General features: G+C 54.3%; 17 protein-coding genes. 1 reads left to right on the top strand and 16 read right to left on the bottom strand.

Translation table 11 applies throughout. The annotated features are described in order from the left end of the window. Nucleotides 1-92: 92 nt before the first annotated feature. The 7 genes from AC1MDE_RS09020 to cmoM all read right to left on the bottom strand — a co-directional run bounded on the left by AC1MDE_RS09020 (nucleotide 93) and on the right by cmoM (nucleotide 10755). Nucleotides 93-722: an MBL fold metallo-hydrolase gene (locus tag AC1MDE_RS09020; RefSeq protein WP_058961771.1), complete on the bottom strand. Its 630-nt coding sequence runs from the start codon at nucleotides 720-722 to the stop codon at nucleotides 93-95. A gap of 36 nt (nucleotides 723-758) precedes the next feature. Next, a complete protein-coding gene (gene mepK / locus AC1MDE_RS09025) occupies nucleotides 759-1310 on the bottom strand; it encodes a peptidoglycan L,D-endopeptidase MepK (RefSeq protein ID WP_039328994.1) in 552 nt (183 codons plus the stop codon). Between the two features lie 188 nt (nucleotides 1311-1498). After that, the gene (gene ldtD / locus AC1MDE_RS09030; protein ID WP_441339622.1) at nucleotides 1499-3289 is read right to left on the bottom strand and encodes a L,D-transpeptidase; all 1791 of its coding nucleotides are present in this window, start codon (nucleotides 3287-3289) and stop codon (nucleotides 1499-1501) included. A gap of 180 nt (nucleotides 3290-3469) precedes the next feature. Further along, a complete protein-coding gene (mukB, locus tag AC1MDE_RS09035; RefSeq protein WP_479414619.1) occupies nucleotides 3470-7936 on the bottom strand; it encodes a chromosome partition protein MukB in 4467 nt (1488 codons plus the stop codon). Beyond that, nucleotides 7933-8667, bottom strand: a complete 735-nt coding sequence (mukE, locus tag AC1MDE_RS09040; RefSeq protein ID WP_480344490.1) for a chromosome partition protein MukE — start codon at nucleotides 8665-8667, stop codon at nucleotides 7933-7935. Before mukE ends, mukB begins: the two co-directional genes overlap by 4 nt. Further along, nucleotides 8648-9970 carry a chromosome partition protein MukF gene (mukF, locus tag AC1MDE_RS09045; protein WP_480344491.1) on the bottom strand — a complete coding sequence of 441 codons (1323 nt, stop codon included), beginning with the start codon at nucleotides 9968-9970 and terminating at the stop codon, nucleotides 8648-8650. The genes mukE and mukF overlap by 20 nt, the downstream gene beginning before the upstream one ends. Nucleotides 9971-9981: 11 nt before the next feature. Beyond that, nucleotides 9982-10755 carry a tRNA uridine 5-oxyacetic acid(34) methyltransferase CmoM gene (gene cmoM / locus AC1MDE_RS09050; RefSeq protein ID WP_038647801.1) on the bottom strand — a complete coding sequence of 258 codons (774 nt, stop codon included), beginning with the start codon at nucleotides 10753-10755 and terminating at the stop codon, nucleotides 9982-9984. 124 nt (nucleotides 10756-10879) lie between these two features. On the opposite strand from cmoM, the gene elyC reads away from it, so the two are divergent. Further along, on the top strand, nucleotides 10880-11665 hold the full coding sequence (gene elyC / locus AC1MDE_RS09055; RefSeq protein ID WP_480344492.1) for an envelope biogenesis factor ElyC: 786 nt from the start codon (nucleotides 10880-10882) through the stop codon (nucleotides 11663-11665). Here elyC and AC1MDE_RS09060 read toward each other — a convergent pair. From AC1MDE_RS09060 to rpsA, 9 genes are all read right to left on the bottom strand, one after another. Then, complete coding sequence (locus AC1MDE_RS09060; protein ID WP_479401021.1) at nucleotides 11645-12538, bottom strand: YcbJ family phosphotransferase; 894 nt, start codon at nucleotides 12536-12538, stop codon at nucleotides 11645-11647. The genes elyC and AC1MDE_RS09060 overlap by 21 nt on opposite strands. Nucleotides 12539-12648: 110 nt before the next feature. Continuing rightward, entirely contained in the window at nucleotides 12649-13398 is a 750-nt protein-coding gene (kdsB, locus tag AC1MDE_RS09065; RefSeq protein WP_034820546.1) for a 3-deoxy-manno-octulosonate cytidylyltransferase, read from the bottom strand. After that, on the bottom strand, nucleotides 13395-13577 hold the full coding sequence (locus AC1MDE_RS09070) for a Trm112 family protein (protein WP_058961778.1): 183 nt from the start codon (nucleotides 13575-13577) through the stop codon (nucleotides 13395-13397). The genes kdsB and AC1MDE_RS09070 overlap by 4 nt, the downstream gene beginning before the upstream one ends. 94 nt (nucleotides 13578-13671) lie before the next feature. Next, nucleotides 13672-14889 carry a winged helix-turn-helix domain-containing protein gene (locus tag AC1MDE_RS09075; RefSeq protein WP_480344493.1) on the bottom strand — a complete coding sequence of 406 codons (1218 nt, stop codon included), beginning with the start codon at nucleotides 14887-14889 and terminating at the stop codon, nucleotides 13672-13674. Between the two features lie 23 nt (nucleotides 14890-14912). Further along, the gene (lpxK, locus tag AC1MDE_RS09080) at nucleotides 14913-15914 is read right to left on the bottom strand and encodes a tetraacyldisaccharide 4'-kinase (protein ID WP_058961780.1); all 1002 of its coding nucleotides are present in this window, start codon (nucleotides 15912-15914) and stop codon (nucleotides 14913-14915) included. Then, nucleotides 15911-17659: a lipid A ABC transporter ATP-binding protein/permease MsbA gene (msbA, locus tag AC1MDE_RS09085; protein WP_034820556.1), complete on the bottom strand. Its 1749-nt coding sequence runs from the start codon at nucleotides 17657-17659 to the stop codon at nucleotides 15911-15913. The genes lpxK and msbA overlap by 4 nt, the downstream gene beginning before the upstream one ends. A 34-nt stretch (nucleotides 17660-17693) precedes the next feature. Continuing rightward, nucleotides 17694-19952 carry a DNA internalization-related competence protein ComEC/Rec2 gene (locus AC1MDE_RS09090; RefSeq protein WP_480344494.1) on the bottom strand — a complete coding sequence of 753 codons (2259 nt, stop codon included), beginning with the start codon at nucleotides 19950-19952 and terminating at the stop codon, nucleotides 17694-17696. A 200-nt stretch (nucleotides 19953-20152) separates the two neighbouring features. Beyond that, nucleotides 20153-20437 carry an integration host factor subunit beta gene (gene ihfB / locus AC1MDE_RS09095; RefSeq protein ID WP_003849360.1) on the bottom strand — a complete coding sequence of 95 codons (285 nt, stop codon included), beginning with the start codon at nucleotides 20435-20437 and terminating at the stop codon, nucleotides 20153-20155. Nucleotides 20438-20523: 86 nt separating this feature from the next. Continuing rightward, on the bottom strand, nucleotides 20524-22197 hold the full coding sequence (rpsA, locus tag AC1MDE_RS09100; protein WP_034820570.1) for a 30S ribosomal protein S1: 1674 nt from the start codon (nucleotides 22195-22197) through the stop codon (nucleotides 20524-20526). Nucleotides 22198-22246: the final 49 nt, after the last annotated feature.

Genomic DNA, 22246 nt, shown 5'->3' on the forward strand with positions numbered 1-22246 from the left:
GTGAAAGAGAGACCCTATAAATATCCGACAGCCAGAAGAAAAAATGCCAGTCAGGCTTAACTGACTGGCATTAGGCCTTAATGGCCCATTTTTTATTGCAGGAACGGATTACTGATACGCTCCCGACCCAAGGTGGAAATCGGACCGTGGCCCGGCACAAAGGTCACATCATCACCCAGCGGTAACAGCTTAGTGTTAATCGCATTGATTAAATCGCTGTGGCTGCCCTGCGGGAAATCGGTACGTCCGACACCGCCATTGAAAATCACATCACCCGATATCAATAAGCGCCCAGCCCGGTCGAAGAACACAATGTGTCCCGGCGTATGACCCGGGCAAAGCAGCACTTCCAGCGTGACATTCCCAACCTGCACCGTTTCGCCCTCTTCCAGCCAGCGATCCGGCGCCAGTGGCGCACATTCCGGCAGGCCAAACATGCGGCTTTGCGTCGGCAAATTATCCAGCCAGAACGCATCCAGCTTGTGAGGGCCAACAATAGGAATTTGATAGTGTGCGGCGAGTTCAGCGGCGGCCCCCACATGATCAAGATGACCATGCGTCAGCAGAATTTGCGCGGGGGTTAATCCTCGCTCAGCCAATACGGCAATAACCGTCTCGGCATCACCGCCGGGATCCACCAGCGCCGCCTGCTGGGTTTCGTCATCCCAGATGACCGAGCAGTTTTGAGAAAAGGCCGTAACCGGAATAATGTGGTAATTCATAGCGCTCCATGACCGACACACGCAGCGCTGCCGGTATCAGGACCAGTGCCTTGCAGGCCCGGTATCTATGTGTACGAAGTTGCTGCGCGGGTAATATCCTACACCACCCGCGCGCATAGATAACGCCGCTTTGCGAACATTGCTTAATGAAATTCCCTCGATATGGAAATCCATTGCCTGCCCTTTGGTGTGATAGCTGTGTTTGGCCACGCCAGGACCCGATTCGCGCAGCATGTTGTTAGTGGCCAGCGTACGGTAGCCTGAGATCAGCTGCACCGGTTTGCGGGTGTTGAGCACCATCTGTAAGCGATAGAGCTGATCAAACAGATGCGGATCGATGTGTTTCACTTGATTGGCGCGGTAATCACGGAAGAAGTGATTTAAGCGGGCTAACTCATCCTTGTCATAACTCTTGCCGTTAAAAAACTCCGTTTTAAGGGTTTCACCGGTGTGAAGGTTATTAAGCGTCAATACTCGGGGACGGGCCGTGGAAAGCGAAGCCAGTGCTGAACCAGGAAGCAGAGACAAACCTGCCGCTGCGCCTCCAATCAGGAGTAATCGACGACGTTGGGAATCAAAATTAGCCATGTAGCGGGGTTACCTAATCTAAAGCGACAAAAAAATGTGTAAAAAGTACACAAGGCCGAACAGTAACCGCAGCCTGGAGGTCAGTCAACCCGCAATGTGTCACAGAATGACCAAAACCCGCGCAAAACCGAAATTTTGCGACGGGCCCTGATCTTTTCGAAGAGAGATGAAATCTGGAAAATCAATGACTAGAGGAGAAGCTTTCCTGCTTTTGACAGAACCTGGCTACCGGAGCGCGCAGGGTTATCATAATTGTAAATATCTGTACGATATTGCGGCTGTCCATCCGCCGCGACCCATGCGGTTAAATAATAGAGATTAACCGGGATGCGGTGGCGAATCGGCACGTAGCGCGTGTCGCCCTGTTTCAGCGTGTCGGTGATGCGGCTGTCATTCCAACCCACATCCTGCAGCAGCAGGTCGGCCAGTTCAGAGGCCTTATTCACGCGCACACAACCAGAGCTCAGTGCGCGAATATCGCGCTGGAACAAGCCATGGTTAGGCGTGTCGTGCAAATAAATGGCATCGGAACTCGGCATATTAAACTTATATCGACCCAGAGAGTTCATCGCGCCCGGCGCCTGACGAATGCGATACGGGAAACTGGCTGCAGAAACCATATGCCAGTCAATCATCGACGGATCGATCACTTCGGCATCCGCACTCCAGCCCGACAGTAAGGTATAGCCGTGCTTGTAGAGGTATCCGGGATCTTGTTTGACCTTCGGCACGATATCCTGACGCACCAGCGTGGTAGGCACATTCCACGGTGGATTGAGCACCACATTGTTCAACGCACTGCGCATCAGTGGCGTTTTACGATCGGGACGACCGACAATCACCCGCGATGACAAAATCGTGGCTCCGTTGTTGTAATAGGTGAGTGAATAGTTGGGAATGTTCACCATAATGCCGTTATGCATATCATCCGGCAGCAGACGCAGGCGCTGGATATTCAGTGCCAGTAACGATGCGCGCATCTGCGGTGACACATTCAGCCACTCACGCGTGCGAGGGCCTATCGCCCCATCATCCGCCAGACCTTGCCAGTGCTGGAAGCGTTTTACCCCTTCCACCAGCGCGGCGTCATACACATTGTCGCCAGCAGGCGTGGCATTCGCCACCACGTTGCCGGTTGCAGCAGGTGCCTGTGCAGACAAATCATTGACGCTGGCCGCCGATGGACTCACCGCGATCGGCTGATTGCTCTGGCTGACCGGCACAGGTGCTGTCGGCACGGCATCATCAGCTGGCGTCGGTGTGCTGCTGTGCGTTGCGGCAGTCAGCATGCCGGTCCGCTGCAAAATCTCTCTGAGCGCTGGCACATCGTTGCTGATTTGGCCGGGGCGGAGCGTCCCGCTGTCACGCAGTTGTGGCCATGGACGGTTATCGGTCAGCAGCGCTTTGAGCGCACTGTGCATCGGCGCATATTGAGGATGTTGCGGTGCCAGCGAGATGATAAACGCGCGACTGCCACCACCGTTTACCGCATTTTGCCACTGGTTAATGGCAGCAACGCCCGGCATCGTCAATTTGTAGGGAACATTACTGTACAGCCAGGTTTCACCCTGCGTCGGCACATTGGCGACAAACTGCAAATAGCCTAACATGGCATCGCTCAGCACGATGTCGCGCGCCATGCCAGTAATCGTGGGATTAGTCAGTAATTCAACCCAACGAGTAAACTGTGGCTGGACGCCGGATAGCGCCACCTCCGCCAACTGTTGCTGGAAAGCCTGCACCGCTTGCTGATCCTGCCAGAGTGGCGCCATATTACGCGCGGCGTAGATACCGGCTAATCCCGGCAGATAGAAAGGCTGCTGACTGGGGCTAAAAGCCTGCTGAATTTGATGCTGACTTGCCGCCACTGACATGGCGCTATGTGAAGTTCCGGGTAAAGCGGCAATGATCGCGGCATGGCTGGTGGCCAGCGGCGACAATACCAGTGAAACACTGAGTGCGAGTACCGCACGATTCATTCTGCTTCTTCTATTCAGCCACATCCCTGCCCCCTTCTCACCTAAGACACAGCGCCCTGTTTTCGCTATGTACAGCCTTACTCTTATTGTTGAGTATACAAATAAAAAACGGCATCTGCCTCAGTGTGCAGATGCCGCTTACAGATTAAACGGTGCGCTGTTTTTTAACCAGATTCAGCGTCAGGTATTTTCTGTTTCTAAATCGATATCACTGGTGTCGCGTTTTGCTGGCACAGGATCTGCCGAGAATCCACGCAGCCCCACCACATGCACGTGTTCAGTGTTGTTAAACACTTTACGCACCAGCTTATAGGTGGTGCCTTTCTCCGGGCTGATGTTCTCTGGCGCAGCAATCACCAGCTGCATCTCCAGACGCTCACACAGTTCGAACAGGGTGGCGATGGAGCGGGCATCGAGACGCGCCGCTTCATCAAGGAACAGCAGTCGGCATGGCGAAATATCTTTACCGCGCAGACGACGTGATTCCTCTTCCCAGCTTTGCACCACCATCACCAGAATTGACATACCGGTACCGATCGCTTCACCGGTCGACAACGCTCCACTCTCCGCGCGCAGCCAGCCATCGGAGCCGCGGTTTACTTCCACTTCCATCTCAAGATAGTTGCGATAGTCGAGCAGCTCTTCACCGATGGTTTGTGGTGTGCGCTGCCCCATATCAATTTGTGGATTCAGACGTTGATAGAGTTTCGCCAGCGCTTCGGAGAAGGTCAGACGATTGCTGGTAAACAGATCCTGATGCGCTTCATGTTCTTCAGACAAGGTATCGAGCAGCGTAGAGTGCGCTTCACGCACGTTAACATTCAGACGTACACTGCGCACCTGACCAAAGCTCACGGCCTGCAAGCCCTGGTTCAGCTGACGAATACGATTCTGCTCACGCTGAATGGTTTTACGAATGATATTCGCCGCGCTGCGTGAACTGATGGCCAGCGTCTGCTCGCGTGCCGTCAGCTCTTCCGTCAGACGATTCAGCTCAATTTCCATCTGCTCGATGGCTTCAACCGGATCGTCAGTACGAATGATGTCCTGACGAATACGTTCGCGCAGATGCTGATAAACTGCGATAAAGAACTGTACTTTGCGTTCTGGACGTTTTGGATCTTCCGACATGCGCAGCACATCACGCAGATGTTCGTTATCCGCCACCGCCAGACGCAGTGCACCCAATGCCTTATCCGACATTGAACGCAGTTCATCTCCGCCCAGATAGGCCATCTCACGACGATGCAGGCGACGCTCCATGCCGTTCTCTTTGACCAGACGCAGCACCGTACACCAGCCTGCTTTAGCGCTGACGACCTGCTCACGAATCTGGTGATAATCACGCTCCAGCTTGCGCAGTTTCTTCTGCAGGCCGTCCATTTCGGCTTCGCAGAACGTGAGCTGTTTCTCCAGCTGATTACGACGAGCACGGTTATGGCTTAATGCGGTATAAAGTTCGTCGCGTCGGGCGCGGGCGCGCTCTTCGGCGCTGGCATCGGCATGCACGCCGATATCCTGCATCTCCTGCTGCAACTCTTTCAGCATGTCACGCTTGGCGTCATAGGAACTTTTCAGTGATGCCAGCACTTGTGAATATTGTGTCAGCTGCGCCTGATGTTCACGCAGACGTTCACGCGCACGACTGCGCTCACCCTCCGCCTGATCCAGACGCTGGCGCAGTTTTTCATTGAGATCGCTGTTGCCGGTCAGCATGCCGGCAGAATCTTCATAGCTAAAGTGGGCGCGACGTTGCACCACCTCCGTCAGGGCAAAGGCCTGCTGACGCGCATCACGCTGCTGCTGCTGTGCTTGCTGGTAATCGCGCTCCAGCTGATCATGCTGCTGCGGATCGCTTTGCAACACCGACACCAGCGGCTCCAGCTTGCTGATTTTAGCGCCATGCTGATGCAGGAAGCGCGCCGCTTCCTGAGCTTCTTCGACGCGTTCACGGATCTCTTCGCAGCGATCGCCAAGTGAATCATCCAACAGCAGATTCACGCGTGGCAGCAGGCGGTTGAGCTGGCTGACGCCCTCTTTAGCCTGTTCAAACTGGGCACGCTGCTGCTGGTTATCATTCTCATGCTGTGCCAGACCCCGTTCCAGCTCGCCACGACGGCTGTTCAGCTGGCGGATCAGCGCTTCAGGATCCTCATCAAAGGCCACCGCCAAATGGCTACCGATAAAGCGGCTGAAGGATTGATGCAAACGCTGGGTTTTCTGCACATCAAACGATAAGGTGGCAAAACGCTCTGCCAGCTGGTCACGCTCATTGTTCAGCAGTTCCAGCTGGTTTTCACGCGCAGCGCGGCCAAACAACGGCACTTTCGGGAAGCGGGAGTAGCGCCACTGACGCTCAGCCACTTTCACTACCACGGCGTTTTCCAACTCATCAACACTGAAGACGCTGTCATCAAACGCCTGCGGATCCCCCTCAATCAGATAGAGATCTTCCGGGCACTCCTCCAGGCCATCCAACAGTTCACGCACCAGAGATAAATCGGGTACCACAATCGCATGACGCGATGGGCCATACAGCGCCGAGAAGTACGGTGCGTCATCCAGTGTGACGTCATCGTAAATTTCCGACAGCAGTACGCCGCCAAATCGTTCCGCCAGTTGCGTCAGGCGAGCATCTTCCGCACCACCAGGTTGACTTAAACGCTCGATCTGCTGCTCGACCTCACGTTTGCGTGCCGCCACATTGTCACGTTCAACGGTGGTTTCACGCTCACGCTCCAGCAACTGCTGCATGAACTCGGTGATCTGCTGGCTGTTAGTCAGCGCCTGGCCTGTTTGCTCGCTAAGCTGCGTCAGGATTTCCTGCGCGGCCAGCCAATGTGGCGCACGCGCCGTCAGTGCAGTGATGCGTTCACGCAGCTGTTCCAGTTCCTGGCGCATCAGCATGCGGCGTTCACCGGCATCGGACACGCTTTCGTTCAGCTGTTCAATCTGTGCTTCCAGCTCGCGCTGCAGCCCTTCCAGCGCGTCGGCATCGTACTGTTGCCCCTGACGCTTGCAGAAATCGGCTAACAGGCGCTCGGCATCATGCTGCTCGCGCAGGCGCGTTTCCAGCTCATTGAGACGCAGGCGCAGCGAAGAGAGCTGATCGGCATGATGACGCTGGTTAGCGGCATCCCGCAATAAGTCGCGTCCCACTTGCCATGCATCCTGGCGGCTGACTTCTCCGGCAATGCTGGTCACCAGCGCTAAGGCCTGCTCAAACTGGCTGTGCGCCGCTTCGGCCACGCTGAGTTTCTGCTCCAGACGTAAAAGTTGCTCGGTGGCTTCTTCTTCGCGTGCCTGGAAGGTTTCCTGCCACTCCGTCGCATTATCGATGGTCAGATCGGGCAACTGACACTGCGCGCGCGCTTTATCCAGCGCCTGCAATGCTTGCTGATACTGAATTGCCCGCGTTTGTTGCACATCGAGTGCCTGCTGGAAATCGGCTAACTGGCTTTTCAGCTCATCCACTTCAATTTCTGCCGCTTCGGCACGCGCTTCATTCTCTTCCTGCACTTCGCGGGCTTCCGCCACCACTTCATTCTGTTCTTCGAGGCGGTAAGTCAGCTCTTCGAGATCGGCATCATAGCGCTCGATCTTCTCCTGCTGACGCATGGCTGTCTGGACCAGATTCAGGTGATCGCTGGCGCCTTGATAGTCGGTTTCCAGATCGCTTTCTGCACCGTTGTGCTCAGAGAGTTCACGAGCCATTTCGATGTGGCGATACTGCTCCGAAGCCAACTGGTTACGGCTGGTGAACAGTTCATTACGCAACTGCAGCGCGCCGTCGAGATGAATACGGCGCTCGTTGGCGTGACGCATATAATCAGCCGATACATAGCTGGTGGCTTCTGAGATCAAATGCTTGAACAGATCGCGATCGGACTGCGTAACGCGAATCGCTTCCAGCGTCATGCGGTTTTCACGCAGCGCGGCTTCCATATCCTGGAAGGCTTTGCGCACGCCACCATTTTCTGGCAACAGATAATCACGCAGTGAACGGGTGATAGCGCTGGAGATACCGCCGTACAGCGAGGCTTCAATCAGACGATAGAACTTACTGCGGTCGCTAGCGGTGCGCAGACGACGCGGCACCACGCCCAGCTCGAACAGGACGGCGTGGTAATCCGTAACCGAGTTGTACTGACGGAACTGCACGCCTTCCTGCGCTTCAACGCGTTCTTTCACTTCCGCCAGCGGTAATACGCGCGCCTGGCGGCTGTTAAGGATTTCGGTCAGCATATCGGTCGGCTGCGAATCGGTCGGCAGGCCATGAATACTGAAGGGTTTGATATCGACTTTTTTATCGCGTCCAGCAACCTGTTGCAGACGCACGCCGACCACCACGCGCTGATGGCGCGAATTGACCACATCCAGCACCGCATAACAGACACCCGCGCGCAGTTTACCGTGCAGACCTTTATCGCGAGAGCCAGAGGTGGCCCCCGCTTCGGTGGTGTTACGGAAATGCAGCAAGGTGAGGTCGGGGATCAGCGCCGTGACAAAAGCCGCCATGGTGGTGGATTTACCCGCACCGTTACCGCCGGAGAGCGTGGTCACCAGCTCATCGAGATCAAAGGTACGGGCAAAGAAGCCGTTCCAGTTGATCAGCGTTAGCGAACGAAACTTACCGCGTTCAATCATTCCTGTTCATCCTCCGCGTTATCATTCGCATCGCTTTCAACGTCATTGTCGTTATCTGCATCATCACTCTCGTTGGCCGCGGCTTTGTTCTCCAGCGTCATGGCTTCGCCGTCGCGGATCAGACGCAGCTGTGCTTCACGCGCATCGTCACCGCTGCGCACATCCGCACCGAAGCGGAACACCGACTCCATGATGCGGAACTTGCTGCTGTCGTTGCCCATGTACCACACCATACCTAAGCGGCGCAGGCGGCTGATCGAAGCACGCATTTTTTCCTGCAGCTTGGCACGATCCAGGTCAGAACCTGTCGAACGCTGGTTTACCAGCTTGAGCAGTTTGCTCTCATCCGCCAGTGACAGCAGTTCTTCATACAGCTCCTGCTGGGTGAAAATCCCCTCATTGGCCAGACGCTCCGGGCTGAGGTAGAGGTAACACAGGATCTTACCGACCATCATATCCAGCTCGGACAGCACCGAGCGTGGAATCAGCGTGGTGGAACGTGGACGAAGATAGAAGAAACCTTCCGGCGCGCGCATCAGCTCAACGTTGTAGCGCCCATAAAACTCTTCCAGGTACTCCTGGTAATCCATCAGAAAAGCGTGATTATCCAGCTCTTCAATACCAATGTGGCGTCCCGCGCGTAACTGGCTATCGAGCGCCGGGAAAATCGGGTTTGCCAGTGCCAACGCCAGTTTAACTGGCATCACTTGTTCAATATTTGTCGATGACATGTGCCTGCACCTTGGCTCCGTAATCATTAATAGTCTGCCATTCTGCCGGCAGACCGGCTAAATCAGCTTCGGCAACACCGAGGCTTACTGCCTGATCGATGACGATACGCGCCAAATCAAAGTGGCGCGCACGCGGGTATTGCGCCAGGTAATCGCGCATCACCGTAGCGAGATGGAGCGGCTTTTGCTCCAGCTTATAAATCAGCAATGCTTCTTCGATCATCGCGGCAAGCTGCTCACGAATCTCGTTAAACTCTTCGTACTCCATCTCTGGCGGCAGTTCGCCCATCACCTCATCATTACACAGCGTCATCTCTTCATCGCGCATATCGTAAAGACGGTCGGCATTCGCGTAGGTCAATGCCCAAGGCTGGTCGAAGTAGTTCTGCACCGACAGGCGTAAACGTTGCGCGAAGACGCGGTTCTTATCCATGTCGATAGCGGTACGGATAAATTTATGCACGTGGCGGTCGTAGCCAATCCACAAATCGATGGCCTGCTGACCCCAACTGATGATGCGGTCCAGCTTATTTTGCAGGTCAAACACCAGCTTATCGACAAAGCCCAAATCCGGGCTGCTCAGCGTAGCATCCTGAATGCGCAACAGATTGGCCTGCAATTTGTCACCCGCCGCTTCCAGCGTATCCTGCAGTTCACGCAGTGTGCCGGAGGTTTCGGACAGCAGCAGTTCACAGCTTGAAATCGCGGCACGCCAGTCTTTGTTGAGCAGGTCCGCAATATCGGTTTTCACCGCTTGTTGCTGCTCATCCATCAGACGTTGCGTCATGTCGATGCTGTCAAAAATCTCGGCCACGGAATATTTCAGCGGGGCAAAGACATTGCGATGCCAGTGAAATTCATCACCGTCTTCTTCAGCGGCATCGGCGGCGCGTTTCAGTTCCTGTGCCACAATCGACAGCTGCATTGACAGGCGCAGCGTGGAAAACTCGCGCTGGCGAATGTAGTAATCGGTAATGCCGATGGCCAACGGCGTCAGACGATAAATCGCGTGGCCTTCAGTGAGCTCGCTGGTAAAGCGATTGAGCAGGCGCTGACGCACCATGTCATTGATGGCGTTGTTGGCGCGCACCTGCACGGTTTCATGGGTTTGCTCAAAGGCTTTACTGACGTGACGAAACGCATCGATCAGTTCACCTTCACTCATTTCACCGTCCATGCGCTCACCGTTTAAGGTGGCGATAGCCAGCAAAAAGGCCAGACGTTCTACCGGCAACGCAAGTGAAAAGTCATTCTTGCGCGCCCATGCCACCAATTCGGGGACCGTCTGGGAAAATTCGCTCATAGTTGATCCTTCTACCTGGGTTTGCGCGCGGTCACGTGGATATAGCGCCCTAAACTTAAAAAGGGCTCCTGACGACAGTAGCGCCGTTCCATCTCAATAATCTCTTCAACGCTTTTGACGACGCCGGGCGGTGGCGGTTTCATGTAATCACAAAACACGCGAATGCCTGCACGCTGTTCAATCTCAAAGCCCGCATCACTCAACCAGCGATTAACGTCCTGAGGATCGCGCGGGAAATCCGGTGACAGCGTACGCTTTTTGCGTTTAGTCATATTGGCACGCAGATAGCCGAAATTGCCGAGTTGCAGGGTGCGGAACGTCAGGGCATGGGCATTGTAAAACATCAACGACAGCACACCACCGGGCTTCAGCGTGTGCCACAAGGCACGCAGCACCGCTTCCGGTTCTGCCACCCACTCCAGCACAGCGTGAAACAATACCAGATCAACCGGCCGATCCAAATGTTCGCCCACCTGCTGCGCGCTAATTTGTTTGAATTGCATGTTGTGGCTCACACCCTCGGTGTGCGCATGCGCTTCAGCCAGCTTTAACATCTCCGCGGAGAGATCGCACAACAGCACCTGATGGCCGCGTGCCGCTAATCCACAGGAGATTTGCCCTACGCCACCGCCGGCATCCAGCACTGACAGTGCGCCTTCAGGCAATGTCGGTAACAGCGCATCCAGTTCGTCCCACAGGATCGCCTGCCGTACCTGCCCTTTGCGGGTGCCATAAATGTTCTGCGAAAATTTGTCCGCCAGATCGTCAAAGTTACGATCCTGCATGATGATGGCTCCACTGTGCTGCATTCAACTTGTGCTATTTTGTCACAGGCTCAACAAGAATGAACCTTTCACGCCACAGTAACTGTCTGGCTGCTGTTTTTTCGGACAAAAGGAGCAAATTTCGATGTTTTTTGCCTTAAAGAAATGGATTGGCGCGATGTTATTACCTTTACCACTGCTGTTGTTGCTCATGGCGGTAGGACTTTTACTTCTCTGGTTTAGCCGTTGGCAAAAAGGCGGCAAAATTCTGATCTCTATTAGCTGGTTGCTGCTTTTATTGCTCAGCTTGCAACCCGTTGCCGATCGTCTGTTGCGCCCCATCGAACAGCATTATCCCACCTGGAACGGTAGCGAACCGGTGGATTATATCGTCGTGCTGGGCGGTGGCTACACCTTCAATCCGAATTGGGCACCGAGTTCTAATTTGCTCAACAACAGCCTGCCGCGCGTAACAGAAGGTGTGCGCCAATGGCGTCGGAATCCTCAAGCAAAAATGATTTTCACTGGCGCTGCTGCTGGATACAACCCCCGCAGCAACGCCAGCGTGGCGGCAGAGGTAGCCGAAAGTCTGGGAGTGCCACGTTCGGCGATTATCACGCTGGACCAACCACATGAAACGGGCGAAGAAGCGCTGGCCGTTAAACAAACTATCGGCAATCACCCTTTCCTGCTGGTCTCATCGGCGAACCACTTGCCACGTGCAATGCATTTTTTCCTGAGCGCTGGTCTGAACCCCATCGCCGCACCGGCCAATCAGCTCGCGATTACCTCGCCAATCAGCGCCTGGGACCGCATGTTGCCATCGCCAATGTGGCTGGGTCACAGTGAACGTGCGATTTATGAAACCCTGGGCCAGATTTGGCAACGGCTGCGTGGCGATGATTTGCTGTCATCCGAGCCAGGGAAGTAACTGCTCGCGGGCATGATCAAAGCGCGGACGGTCAAACTGTCCGCTGCTTACCAACGTATCGACACAATCCCATAGCTGATACAGCCAGCGCCGCCAGATAAAGCCTTCAGAAACCGGCGCGCGTTGCAGGTAATGCTGCAGCAGTGAGGCTTCAGCCCCGCTATCTGCCAGCCGGATTAACTCATACTCACGCGGAGCCCAGAGAATATTGCCTGGCTGCATCATCGCTATCAGTTGGTCACTGCGTGCATCTTTCAGCATGCTGGATAAACGCAGGTTGCCGTGCATCAGCACGCAGGGATCGTCGAAGTCTTTGAAGAGATGAGTTAACTGCTGTCGGCTACGGTACAGGATCTGCCTATCTTCCAATGTGAAAAATGGCGGTGACAGATAGCCCAACGTGGCCCACAGCACCTCGATGCGCTGGCGATACCAGGCTGGCCAGTTGTTTTCCTGGACACTATCAACCCTTCCCACTAATCCGTGGCTGTCGATACGGTGCCAGCCGAGTACACCCTCGACAATTTGCTCACACAGTTGCTCCCAGCGACCGGCGGTGCGCGCTGGCGCTTCGGCGGAGACGCCATTGAAGCGCGCCATCAGTAGCATTTCATGTACCGGCGGCTGCTGACTCAGCACCAGGCCAAAAACCGCAGGTACTGTGACCAGTCCATCATGGCCCAACATGGTGAGTTTTTTGGCTTCCAGCGCCGCACGGCCTTGATGACGAAAATACTTCGCCACCAGCGGCATCGGTTTACCGTCGTTGTCATAGAGTGCGTACAGCCGCGACTGCGCCTGTTCGCTAATGGTTTCGAGGCGGCTGATACCTTCACCCAGTATCAACGCCAGTTCTGAACGGAGCTGTTCCATGCGTTATCCTCCGCAGTCAATTGAATTCACTATCCTGGAGGTCATGGGGGCGCGAAACTTAGCGCCAGATCAAACTTTATGGCCAGCGCGAGCGGCTGGCCGGTCGGGCTTTACCCCTGCATGGCCGCACGAACACGAACCAGATCCTCTGGTGTGTCCACGCCAACACTTGGCACGGTTTGCGCTACGGCAACGTGAATCTTCTCGCCGTACCACAGCACGCGCAACTGCTCCAGCAATTCAATGTGCTCTAACGGGCAAGGTTCCCACGCAATGTAACGACGGATAAAGCCAGCGCGATAGGCGTAAATGCCAATGTGACGCAGCAAAGTGTCACCAATCTGTTCGCGCGATTTCGCATAGCGCTCGCGATCCCACGGAATGGTGGCGCGTGAGAAATAAAGCGCATAGCCTTTCGCGTCCATCACCACTTTAACCGCATTGGGGTTAAACGCTTCTTCAGCGTCGGTAATCGGCACGGCTAATGTCGCCATCCCTGCATCAGCCTGCGCCAGATTATCGGCGACCTGACGTACGATTTCTGCCGGAATCATCGGCTCGTCGCCCTGCACGTTGACGATAATGGTGTCATCGGCAAACTGGTATTTCTCAATCACTTCCGCCAGACGCTCGGTGCCCGACTGGTGATCTGCGCGCGTCATGCACACTTCGCCACCGGCAGCGGTTACCGCTGCAGCCACCTCGGGGTGATCGGTCGCCACAATTACGCGATCGGCGCCCGACTCGCGTGCGCGCTCCATCACGTGTATCACCATCGGTTTACCGTGAATATCCACCAGCGGTTTGCCGGGCAGGCGCGTTGATGCATAACGCGCCGGAATGATAGCGACGAAACTCATGGTTGGATCTCTTCAACAGACAGCGTACGCGCTTCCACTTCGAGCAATACCGGAATGCCATCGCGCACCGGGTAAGCCAGGCCGTCTGGTTTACAAATCAGCTCCTGCTGCTCTTTGTTGAAATACAGTTTTCCGTTGCAAACCGGACAGGCAACAATCTCAAGTAAACGGTGATCCATAATTTTCTCCTTTCAGCACCGATTTCTCAGGCGCCTAGCATACCATAGCGCACCCGAAGCACAGTGCGCCGGGCGCGGCATTATTACGATGAACTCAATCGCTGATAACCCAACGATGCGTCCAGGCAGCAAGCAGTTCGGCAGGGACATTTTCAACGATGACCTCATCGGCACCTTGCCACTGTGCAAAGCGACTGATGGCTTTTTGCACATCATTCAGAAAGGCCTGGGTAACACGCACGCCGGGCTCAAGCCAAAATGCACGAATAATCAGCTGCTGTGCCTGGCGGTCCATCTTTGCATCAATACGCGCTTTGAGTGCACCTCGGTGTAACACCGGCAGAACAAAGTAACCATAGACGCGCTTCTCAGCAGGGGTATAGCACTCAATGCGGTAATCGAAATTAAACAACTCCAGAGCGCGCCGGCGATCCCATACCACCGGATCGAACGGTGACAACAAGGCCGTGTGGGTGGCGCTGGGTATTCTATCCAGCAGAGGTAACAAGCTCTTATGCAGCCACATCTCACCGAGCTGTTCCACCTCAACGCACACGATTTCGCCTTGTGCTTCGGCATCCTTAATCCAGGATTGCAGGGGTGCACGCTTCAGCCGATAGTAATCGGCCAACCAACTGGCACGAAAAATACCGAGACTGCGGGCACTGTGTCGTAGCATCGCCAGTACCGCATCAGATTCACTCACTGCATGCTGTTCGTCATCCCAATCAGGCATCACGCGGGTGCGCAGATCGTACACCCGCTGGAAGTTACGGCGTTCGACCACCATCAACTCACCCGCGCTGAACAGGTTTTCCAGATGCCGCTTGTGGGGTTTCCAGGCCCACCAGCCGGGTTTGGTGTGCTTATCACTGGCAAAATCGGCCGCGCGTACCGGGCCATTTTCAGCGATATGATTCAGCAAGGCGGCGATTTCCTGCTGATGTTCTTCAACCCACTGCTCGTTGTATTTCCACCCCAGCCGCTGCGGCTCCAGCATGCGATGGCGTAGCAACGGGTAATCTTCGAAGGGGATGAAACAGGCTTCGTGCGCCCAATACTCAAAAAGCGCACCGGAGGCCAATGTTTCTTCCAGCCACTGTGTGGGATAAGCGCCAAGGCGGCTGAACAGCACCAGATAAGGGCTACGGGCGACGACATTGATGGTGTCGATTTGCAGTAATGACATCTGGCGCACGCAGGCATGGATATCGGCAAAGCGTGCCCGGCGGCTCGGTGGGCGTAACAGCCCCTGAGCAGCCAGATGTAAGTGACGAGCGGTTTGTAGCGAAAGGGACGATGTTGTGGTCATGACTCGCTTCCCTTTGAGCAGGTTTAGCGCGAACGGGCGTCGCGCGCAGTGGTGCAGAGTTGGGTCACATCGGCGAGTAAAGCATCCAGGGACGCCCCCGACAGATCGGCATCAACCGGTAGATACCACCAGTTGTCACGTGCAAAACTACGGCATTTCACTGCGTCTTTTTCGGTCATCAGCAGGCATTGATGAGTCTGCGTCAAACGCTGTAACTCTTCTTCGCTATAAGCATGGTGATCGGCAAACGCGATTTCTGCCACCGGCTGGATGCCGTGCTGTTGCAACGTTTTGAAGAACCGCGGCGGATGCCCAATACCGGCCATCGCCACCGTTTCTGGCAATTGATCGAGGTTGGCTGTCTCACCGTTCACCAGATTGATCGCCTTACCGGGACGCAACGTCATGGCGATCTCACCGGCTTGCGCCTCTCCACCATTGACGATGATGGCATTGACGCTTTGCAGCCGGGATGCGCGCTCACGCATCGGACCTGCGGGCAGCCACCAGCCATTACCGAAGCGACGGACACCATCCACTACCACAATTTCACGATCGCGCTGCAACGCGTAATGTTGCAGACCGTCGTCGGTAATAATCACATCCAGTTTCTGTGCGGCCAGCAGTCCTTCTACCGCCATACGGCGTTGAGGCGCGACGGCTACCGGCGCCTGAGTACGCTGCGCGATTAATACCGGCTCGTCGCCGGCTTGTGATGTCGGGGTATCGGCCGTCACCAGCAGTGGATAACGCTCAGCCTTTCCACCATAGCCGCGTGAGACAACGCCAACGCGCAGGCCACGCTGTTGCAGTGCCTGAACCAGCCAAATCACCATCGGCGTTTTACCGTTGCCGCCAGCCGTCAGATTACCTACCACAATCACCGGACATGGCGCACGCCAGCTTTTACGCCAGCCACGCTGATAGCTGAGGCGAATCAAACTGCTGATTGCCCCATACAGCAAACTCAGTGGCCACAATAGCAGCCACAGTGGCGAGCGCCCGCTCCAGATGCGTTCAATCATTGACCAAACTGCAGTTTGTGAAGCTGTGCATAGGCACCCTTTTCGGCGAGCAACACGCTGTGCGTACCGCGTTCAACGATACGACCATCCTCAACGACCACGATTTCATCGGCTTTTTCGATGGTCGACAGGCGGTGCGCGATAACCAGCGAAGTGCGGTTTTTCTGCAGCTCATCCAGTGCGGCCTGAATCGCGCGCTCGGATTCGGTATCCAGTGCTGAGGTCGCTTCATCAAGGATCAGAATCGGGCAATCACGCAGCAATGCGCGCGCGATGGCGATACGTTGACGCTGGCCACCTGACAGCAACACGCCGTTCTCACCAATCACGGTATCCAGACCGTTATCCATCTTCTTAATAAAGTCCATGGCGTGCGCCATAGTCGCTGCCTGTTCAATCTGTTCGCGGGTGTATTCACCATTGCGTGCATAAGCAATGTTATTGGCGATGGTGTCATTGAACAGATGGACATTCTGGGAAACCAGCGCCACCTGATTACGCAGGGAGCGCAAGGTATATTCGCGCAGATCGTGACCGTCGAGCAGAATTTCACCGGAGTCGATATCGTAGAAACGGGTCAACAGGCTCGCCATGGTCGATTTACCCGATCCTGAGCGTCCTACCAATGCCACGGTTTTGCCCTCGGGCAGTGACAGATTGATATCACGCAGCGCCGGGACTTCACGGCCAGGATAGGTAAAGGTCACATTGCGGAATTCGACATCGCCTTTGGCACGCGTGATTTCACGCTTGCCATTATCAATTTCCTGCTCGCTATCCAGAATCGAGAACAGTGTCTGACAAGCCGCCATGCCGCGCTGGAACTGGGCATTAACGTTGGTCAGCGACTTCAGTGGGCGCATCAGTGCAATCATTGATGAGAACACCACAGTGATGGTACCGGCGGTGAGAGTTTCCATCACGCTGGGGAAGCTGGCGGCGTAGAGCACAAATGCCAGTGCCAGAGAAGCAATCAGTTGAATGACCGGATCGGAAATGGAAGATGCCGAAACCAGTTTCATGCCCTGCTGGCGCATTTTGTTGCTCACCAGGGAGAAACGCTGTGCTTCAACATCCTGACCACCAAAGATCAGCACCTCTTTGTGCCCTTTCAGCATCTGTTCAGCACTGGTGGTGACTTGTCCCATGGTGTTCTGCATGTTTTTACTGATGCTGCGGAAGCGTTTGGACACTGTGCGAATCGCAAAGGAAACAATTGGCGCAAGGACTATCAAAATTAATGACAGCTGCCAACTGTAGTAGAACATCATGATAAACAGGCCGATGATCGAGGCGCCTTCACGTACGACCGTCACCAGTGCACTGGAAGAGGACGAAGCAACCTGCTCGGAATCATAAGTGATGCGTGACAGCAATGTGCCGGTTGATTGCTGGTCAAAGAACGCCACGGGCATGCCCATCATGTGACCAAACAAGCGGCGGCGCATATTCATGACCACGTTGCCCGATACCCAAGAGATGCAATAACTGGAGATGTAGCTGGTCACGCCACGCACCAGCATCAGGCCAATCACCACCAGAGGCATCCAAAGCATGACGGAGCGGTCGGCCTTGCCGAAGCCATCATCCAGTAAAGGTTTCAACAGCGACAACATTAAGGTATCGCCGGCCGCATTGAGAATCAGCGCCACCGCAGACACAAACAGTCCTGCTTTGTGCGGCGCAATCATCGGCCAGAGTCGGCGGAACGTTTGCCACGTTGAGAGATCTTTGTCTTGATGCATTATTTATTCACGCTGTTTGAAATAGCCGCTCATTCTACCTGGATTCACGTTTGACGCCAAACCACTGATGATACCAGCGAGGTTTTATTTGCTCCCTCAATCCCTTAATCTGCCATTCACCCTGCCGAATACCAATGTGGACCTGCCCGGATTGTGCCGTGTCATACCAGATATAGCCCTGTTGGCGATAGCGTTCCACCACGGCGGCGGCTGGCATGCGCCAGGCGTTATAGCGCGCTACCGATGCCACCGCGCCCTTTCCTGCAACACTACGTAACAGTAAAGGCCCCGAAGAGGTTCGGCTACCATGATGAGGGACCTGCATTAACGTGCTGGTGAGCTGGGTTTTCTCTAATGCCACCAATTTTCTTTCTGCTTCTAACTCAATATCCCCGGTGAGCAGCAGGCTGACAGCTCCATCGTCTACGCGTACGACACAAGAGTCATTATTTTGCCCTTGCGTATTCCCTGCAGGCGGCCAGAGTGCCGTAAAGGTCAGTTTGCCCCATTGCCACTGCTCTCCTCGCTGACAGGGTAAATGCCCCGCTTCACCCAATGCACTGCGGATCATCATATTGGGATTGGCCTGATGCAGTGAATTGAGCCCACCCCGATGATCCAGATGCTTATGACTTACCACCACCGTGTTTAACTGTCGTCCCTTATACAGTAACCATGGCAGTATCACGCGCGCGCCCGCATCATCTTCATTCCAGCGTGGACCCGCATCGTACAACACCACATCATTACCCTGTGTAATCGCGATCGCCAGACCATGGCCCACATCCAGCACGTCAATCTGCCAGTCATCTTGTTCAGACTGATGACGCCATAACAGAAATGCCAATGCGCAGCCGCAGCAAAGCATCAGCGTGTTATTCAGCAAACCACTGCGCCACATAAATAAACCGCCCCATAGCAGGGCCACTGCCGGCAAGGCATCATTTAACGGCCACCATCCTGCTGGCAAGTATGCCAGGCCCTGCATCACCTGATTGACAGAAAAATCCGCCAACCGCCACAGTACCGAAGCGATGGGTTGTATGGGCAGCAAAAGCGCCAGCAGTATCAATGGCACGGTGAAAAGCGATACCACCGGCACCGCGATGAGGTTAGCGACCAGTGCACTGAGGCTGATTCCCTGAAATAAAAAAATCTGCAGAGGAGCCATCAGTATCATCATGCCAAGTTGTAAGTGCAGCAATCTCAGCGGCAGCCAGCGCCAGGCCTGACGGTATCGATCCGGCAAGGCAAACCACTGGAACCAGATGATTAACATGGCGACGGCAAGAGCAGAGAGCCAAAAGCTTTCAGATAAGACGGAGAGGGGATCAAGCCAAAGCAGTACACCCATGCACAGTGTCCAAATCTGCCAGCCTGTTAACTGCCAGCCAGCCATTCTTATCGTCGTCCACAGTAGTAGCGCGACCAGCGCGCGCTGTGCTGGTGCATGGCTGCCCGACAGCCAGTAGTAGATTGTCGCGGTAATGATGCTCCCCATCAGTGGCAGCAGATAACCGATGGTGTGCGCAGGCTGCAGCAGCTGCAAGCCACGTACTATCATCCAGCCAACGCTGGCCGCTAGCGCAATATGCATACCGGAAATCGCCATTAAGTGTGCGGTTCCGGTCTCACGTAATAATTGTCGCTGAGTTTTGGTCATGTTCTCACGTTCACCAAAAGCCAGCGCCTGCAAAATGGCAGGTTGTTGCAGGTGTTCAAAAAGAGGTTGATGATGGCGCATAACCTGCGTTCGCAAATTACAATCTACCGATTCCGCCAGCTGGTTAATGATTCTCCCCTGCAAAGGTGTATGGTTTGCCAGCGCAAAACGTTGGGCATCAAACCCGCCTTCATTCAATCGACCATGCACTGCACGCAAGCGTAAGGTCATTTTCCAGCGTTGCCCTGCACAATACCCCGATTCACCTGGCTCCGCATTGATACTGACAAACAACGGCGGGAACTGATATCGCTCACCCACACGGATAATCTGGGCTTTAAATTGCTGTTGATTTTCCTTCACATCAACAATACGCAGCGTCACTTCGGCTGGCACCATTGAAAGCTGGTCAATCACATTCAGCATCTGTCTCGCTTCCAATAGCGCCCACGCCAGAAGCAGGATACCCATGCCAATAAGACGCAGCACAGCCCAAGGCAGGGATGCCACAATAAGTGCTGGTAGCACCATCACAGCGATCATTTCCATGGTCGGTATTTGAGGTAACAAACCCAATGGTAGCGCCGCCAGGATCATGATTCTGGCTACTGCAATCCCTGTTATACGCATCACTTTTCTCCCGCAATGGGCACCAGTTTGCGTGCAATTGGCAGGAATAGCTTTCAGGAATGGGGAGAGCTGGATTGCGGATGCCAAAAAAACGAAGTGGCTTTCATTGTTGATGTGGGTTTAGGAATCAGATTCACAACAACGAATTTAGAGCAAAAAAAACGACACCCGGAGGTGTCGCTTTGTCGTTCGGTAACGGCTTAGCCGTAGATATTTGCACGGTCACGCAATTCTTTGCCCGGCTTAAAGTGGGGAACGTATTTACCTTCCAGATCCACTTTGTCACCCGTTTTCGGGTTACGACCAGTGCGCGGTGCGCGGTAGTGCAAAGAAAAGCTGCCGAATCCCCGGATTTCAATGCGCTCGCCCTGTGCCAACGTGGTGGCCATGTGCTCGAGCATCTCTTTAACTGCATCCTCAACGACTTTCGCCGGAATATGAGTATGCTGTCCAGCAAGTCTTTCAATAAGTTCTGACTTGGTCATGTAACCTCCGGTTAATCCTTAATGGGAAAGGTATGACAGCTTTTACCGAAACCGGACGACTTACATCGTCCGGTGCCTCGGGTCGATTACTCGCCTTTAGCCGCTTTGAACGCTTCAGCCATAGCGCTAGAGAAGTTGCTTTCTTCCTGTTTGGTGTTAACAGTGTTGATAGCTTCTTTCTCATCAGCCTGGTCTTTAGCACGAACAGACAGGCTTACAACGCGGTTCTTACGGTCAACGCCGGTGAATTTAGCTTCAACGTCGTCACCAACACTCAGAACCAGAGTTGCATCTTCGATACGGTCCAGTGAAGCTTCTGAAGCGCGCAGGTAACCTTCAACGCCATCAGCCAATTCTACTGTAGCACCTTTAGCGTCTACTGCAGTTACTTTACCGTTAACGATAGCGCCTTTCTTGTTCAGGGTGATGTAGTTGTTGAATGGATCTTCAGCCAACTGCTTCACGCCCAGAGAGATGCGCTCGCGCTCTGCATCAACCTGCAGTACAACAGCAGCGATTTCGTCGCCTTTTTTGTACTCACGAACGGCTTCTTCGCCAGTCGCGTTCCAGGAGATGTCTGACAGGTGAACCAGACCGTCGATGCCACCGTCCAGGCCGATGAAGATACCGAAGTCAGTGATTGACTTGATTTTACCTTCAACGCGATCGCCTTTGTTGTGGGTCTCAGCGAACTGCTGCCATGGGTTGTTTTTGCACTGCTTCAGACCCAGGGAGATACGACGACGTTCTTCGTCGATGTCCAGAACCATAACTTCAACAACATCGCCCACGTTAACAACTTTAGATGGGTGAATGTTTTTGTTGGTCCAGTCCATTTCAGAAACGTGTACCAGACCTTCAACGCCTTCTTCGATTTCAACGAAGCAGCCGTAATCAGTCAGGTTGGTTACACGGCCAGTCAGCTTGGTGCCTTCTGGGTAACGCTTAGCGATAGCAACCCATGGATCTTCGCCCAGCTGTTTCAGGCCCAGAGATACACGAGTACGCTCGCGGTCGAACTTCAGCACTTTAACAGTGATTTCGTCGCCCACGTTGACGATTTCGCTTGGATGCTTAACGCGTTTCCAGGCCATATCGGTGATGTGCAGCAGGCCGTCAACGCCACCCAGGTCCACGAATGCGCCGTAGTCAGTGAGGTTCTTAACGATACCTTTAACTTCCATGCCTTCCTGCAGGTTTTCCAGCAGCTGATCGCGTTCAGCGCTGTTTTCAGATTCGATAACTGCGCGGCGAGAAACCACCACGTTGTTACGTTTCTGATCAAGCTTGATAACTTTGAACTCAAGCTCTTTGCCTTCCAGGTGCAGAGTATCGCGAACCGGACGAACGTCAACCAGTGAACCTGGCAGGAACGCACGAATACCGTTCAGCTCAACTGTGAAGCCACCTTTAACTTTGCCGTTGATAACACCGGTAACAGTTTCAGCTTCTTCGTAAGCTTTTTCCAGCGTGATCCAAGCTTCGTGACGCTTAGCTTTCTCACGGGACAGCAGGGTTTCACCGAAGCCGTCTTCAACTGCGTCAAGCGCAACGTCAACTTCGTCGCCAACCTGGATTTCCAGTTCGCCGGCTGCGTTCTTGAACTGCTCTGCAGGAATTGCAGACTCAGATTTCAGACCCGCATCAACCAGGACTACGTCTTTATCGATAGAGACAACAACGCCACGAACGATGGAACCCGGACGGGTTTCGATTTCTTTCAGTGATTCTTCAAATAGTTGAGCAAAAGATTCAGTCATATTGATAATCTTAGGATTCTTCAATTTAACGTCCACCTGACGTCATTGT

It is taken from the genome of Pantoea folii (genome assembly GCF_056678875.1).

Coding starts and splice junctions, on each gene's coding strand:
- AC1MDE_RS09020 (WP_058961771.1), bottom strand. CDS start 722: ATGAATTACCACATTATTCCGGTTACGGCCTTTTCTCAAAACTGCTCG.
- mepK (WP_039328994.1), bottom strand. CDS start 1,310: ATGGCTAATTTTGATTCCCAACGTCGTCGATTACTCCTGATTGGAGGC.
- ldtD (WP_441339622.1), bottom strand. CDS start 3,289: ATGAATCGTGCGGTACTCGCACTCAGTGTTTCACTGGTATTGTCGCCG.
- mukB (WP_479414619.1), bottom strand. CDS start 7,936: ATGATTGAACGCGGTAAGTTTCGTTCGCTAACGCTGATCAACTGGAAC.
- mukE (WP_480344490.1), bottom strand. CDS start 8,667: ATGTCATCGACAAATATTGAACAAGTGATGCCAGTTAAACTGGCGTTG.
- mukF (WP_480344491.1), bottom strand. CDS start 9,970: ATGAGCGAATTTTCCCAGACGGTCCCCGAATTGGTGGCATGGGCGCGC.
- cmoM (WP_038647801.1), bottom strand. CDS start 10,755: ATGCAGGATCGTAACTTTGACGATCTGGCGGACAAATTTTCGCAGAAC.
- elyC (WP_480344492.1), top strand. CDS start 10,880: ATGTTTTTTGCCTTAAAGAAATGGATTGGCGCGATGTTATTACCTTTA.
- AC1MDE_RS09060 (WP_479401021.1), bottom strand. CDS start 12,538: ATGGAACAGCTCCGTTCAGAACTGGCGTTGATACTGGGTGAAGGTATC.
- kdsB (WP_034820546.1), bottom strand. CDS start 13,398: ATGAGTTTCGTCGCTATCATTCCGGCGCGTTATGCATCAACGCGCCTG.
- AC1MDE_RS09070 (WP_058961778.1), bottom strand. CDS start 13,577: ATGGATCACCGTTTACTTGAGATTGTTGCCTGTCCGGTTTGCAACGGA.
- AC1MDE_RS09075 (WP_480344493.1), bottom strand. CDS start 14,889: ATGACCACAACATCGTCCCTTTCGCTACAAACCGCTCGTCACTTACAT.
- lpxK (WP_058961780.1), bottom strand. CDS start 15,914: ATGATTGAACGCATCTGGAGCGGGCGCTCGCCACTGTGGCTGCTATTG.
- msbA (WP_034820556.1), bottom strand. CDS start 17,659: ATGCATCAAGACAAAGATCTCTCAACGTGGCAAACGTTCCGCCGACTC.
- AC1MDE_RS09090 (WP_480344494.1), bottom strand. CDS start 19,952: ATGCGTATAACAGGGATTGCAGTAGCCAGAATCATGATCCTGGCGGCG.
- ihfB (WP_003849360.1), bottom strand. CDS start 20,437: ATGACCAAGTCAGAACTTATTGAAAGACTTGCTGGACAGCATACTCAT.
- rpsA (WP_034820570.1), bottom strand. CDS start 22,197: ATGACTGAATCTTTTGCTCAACTATTTGAAGAATCACTGAAAGAAATC.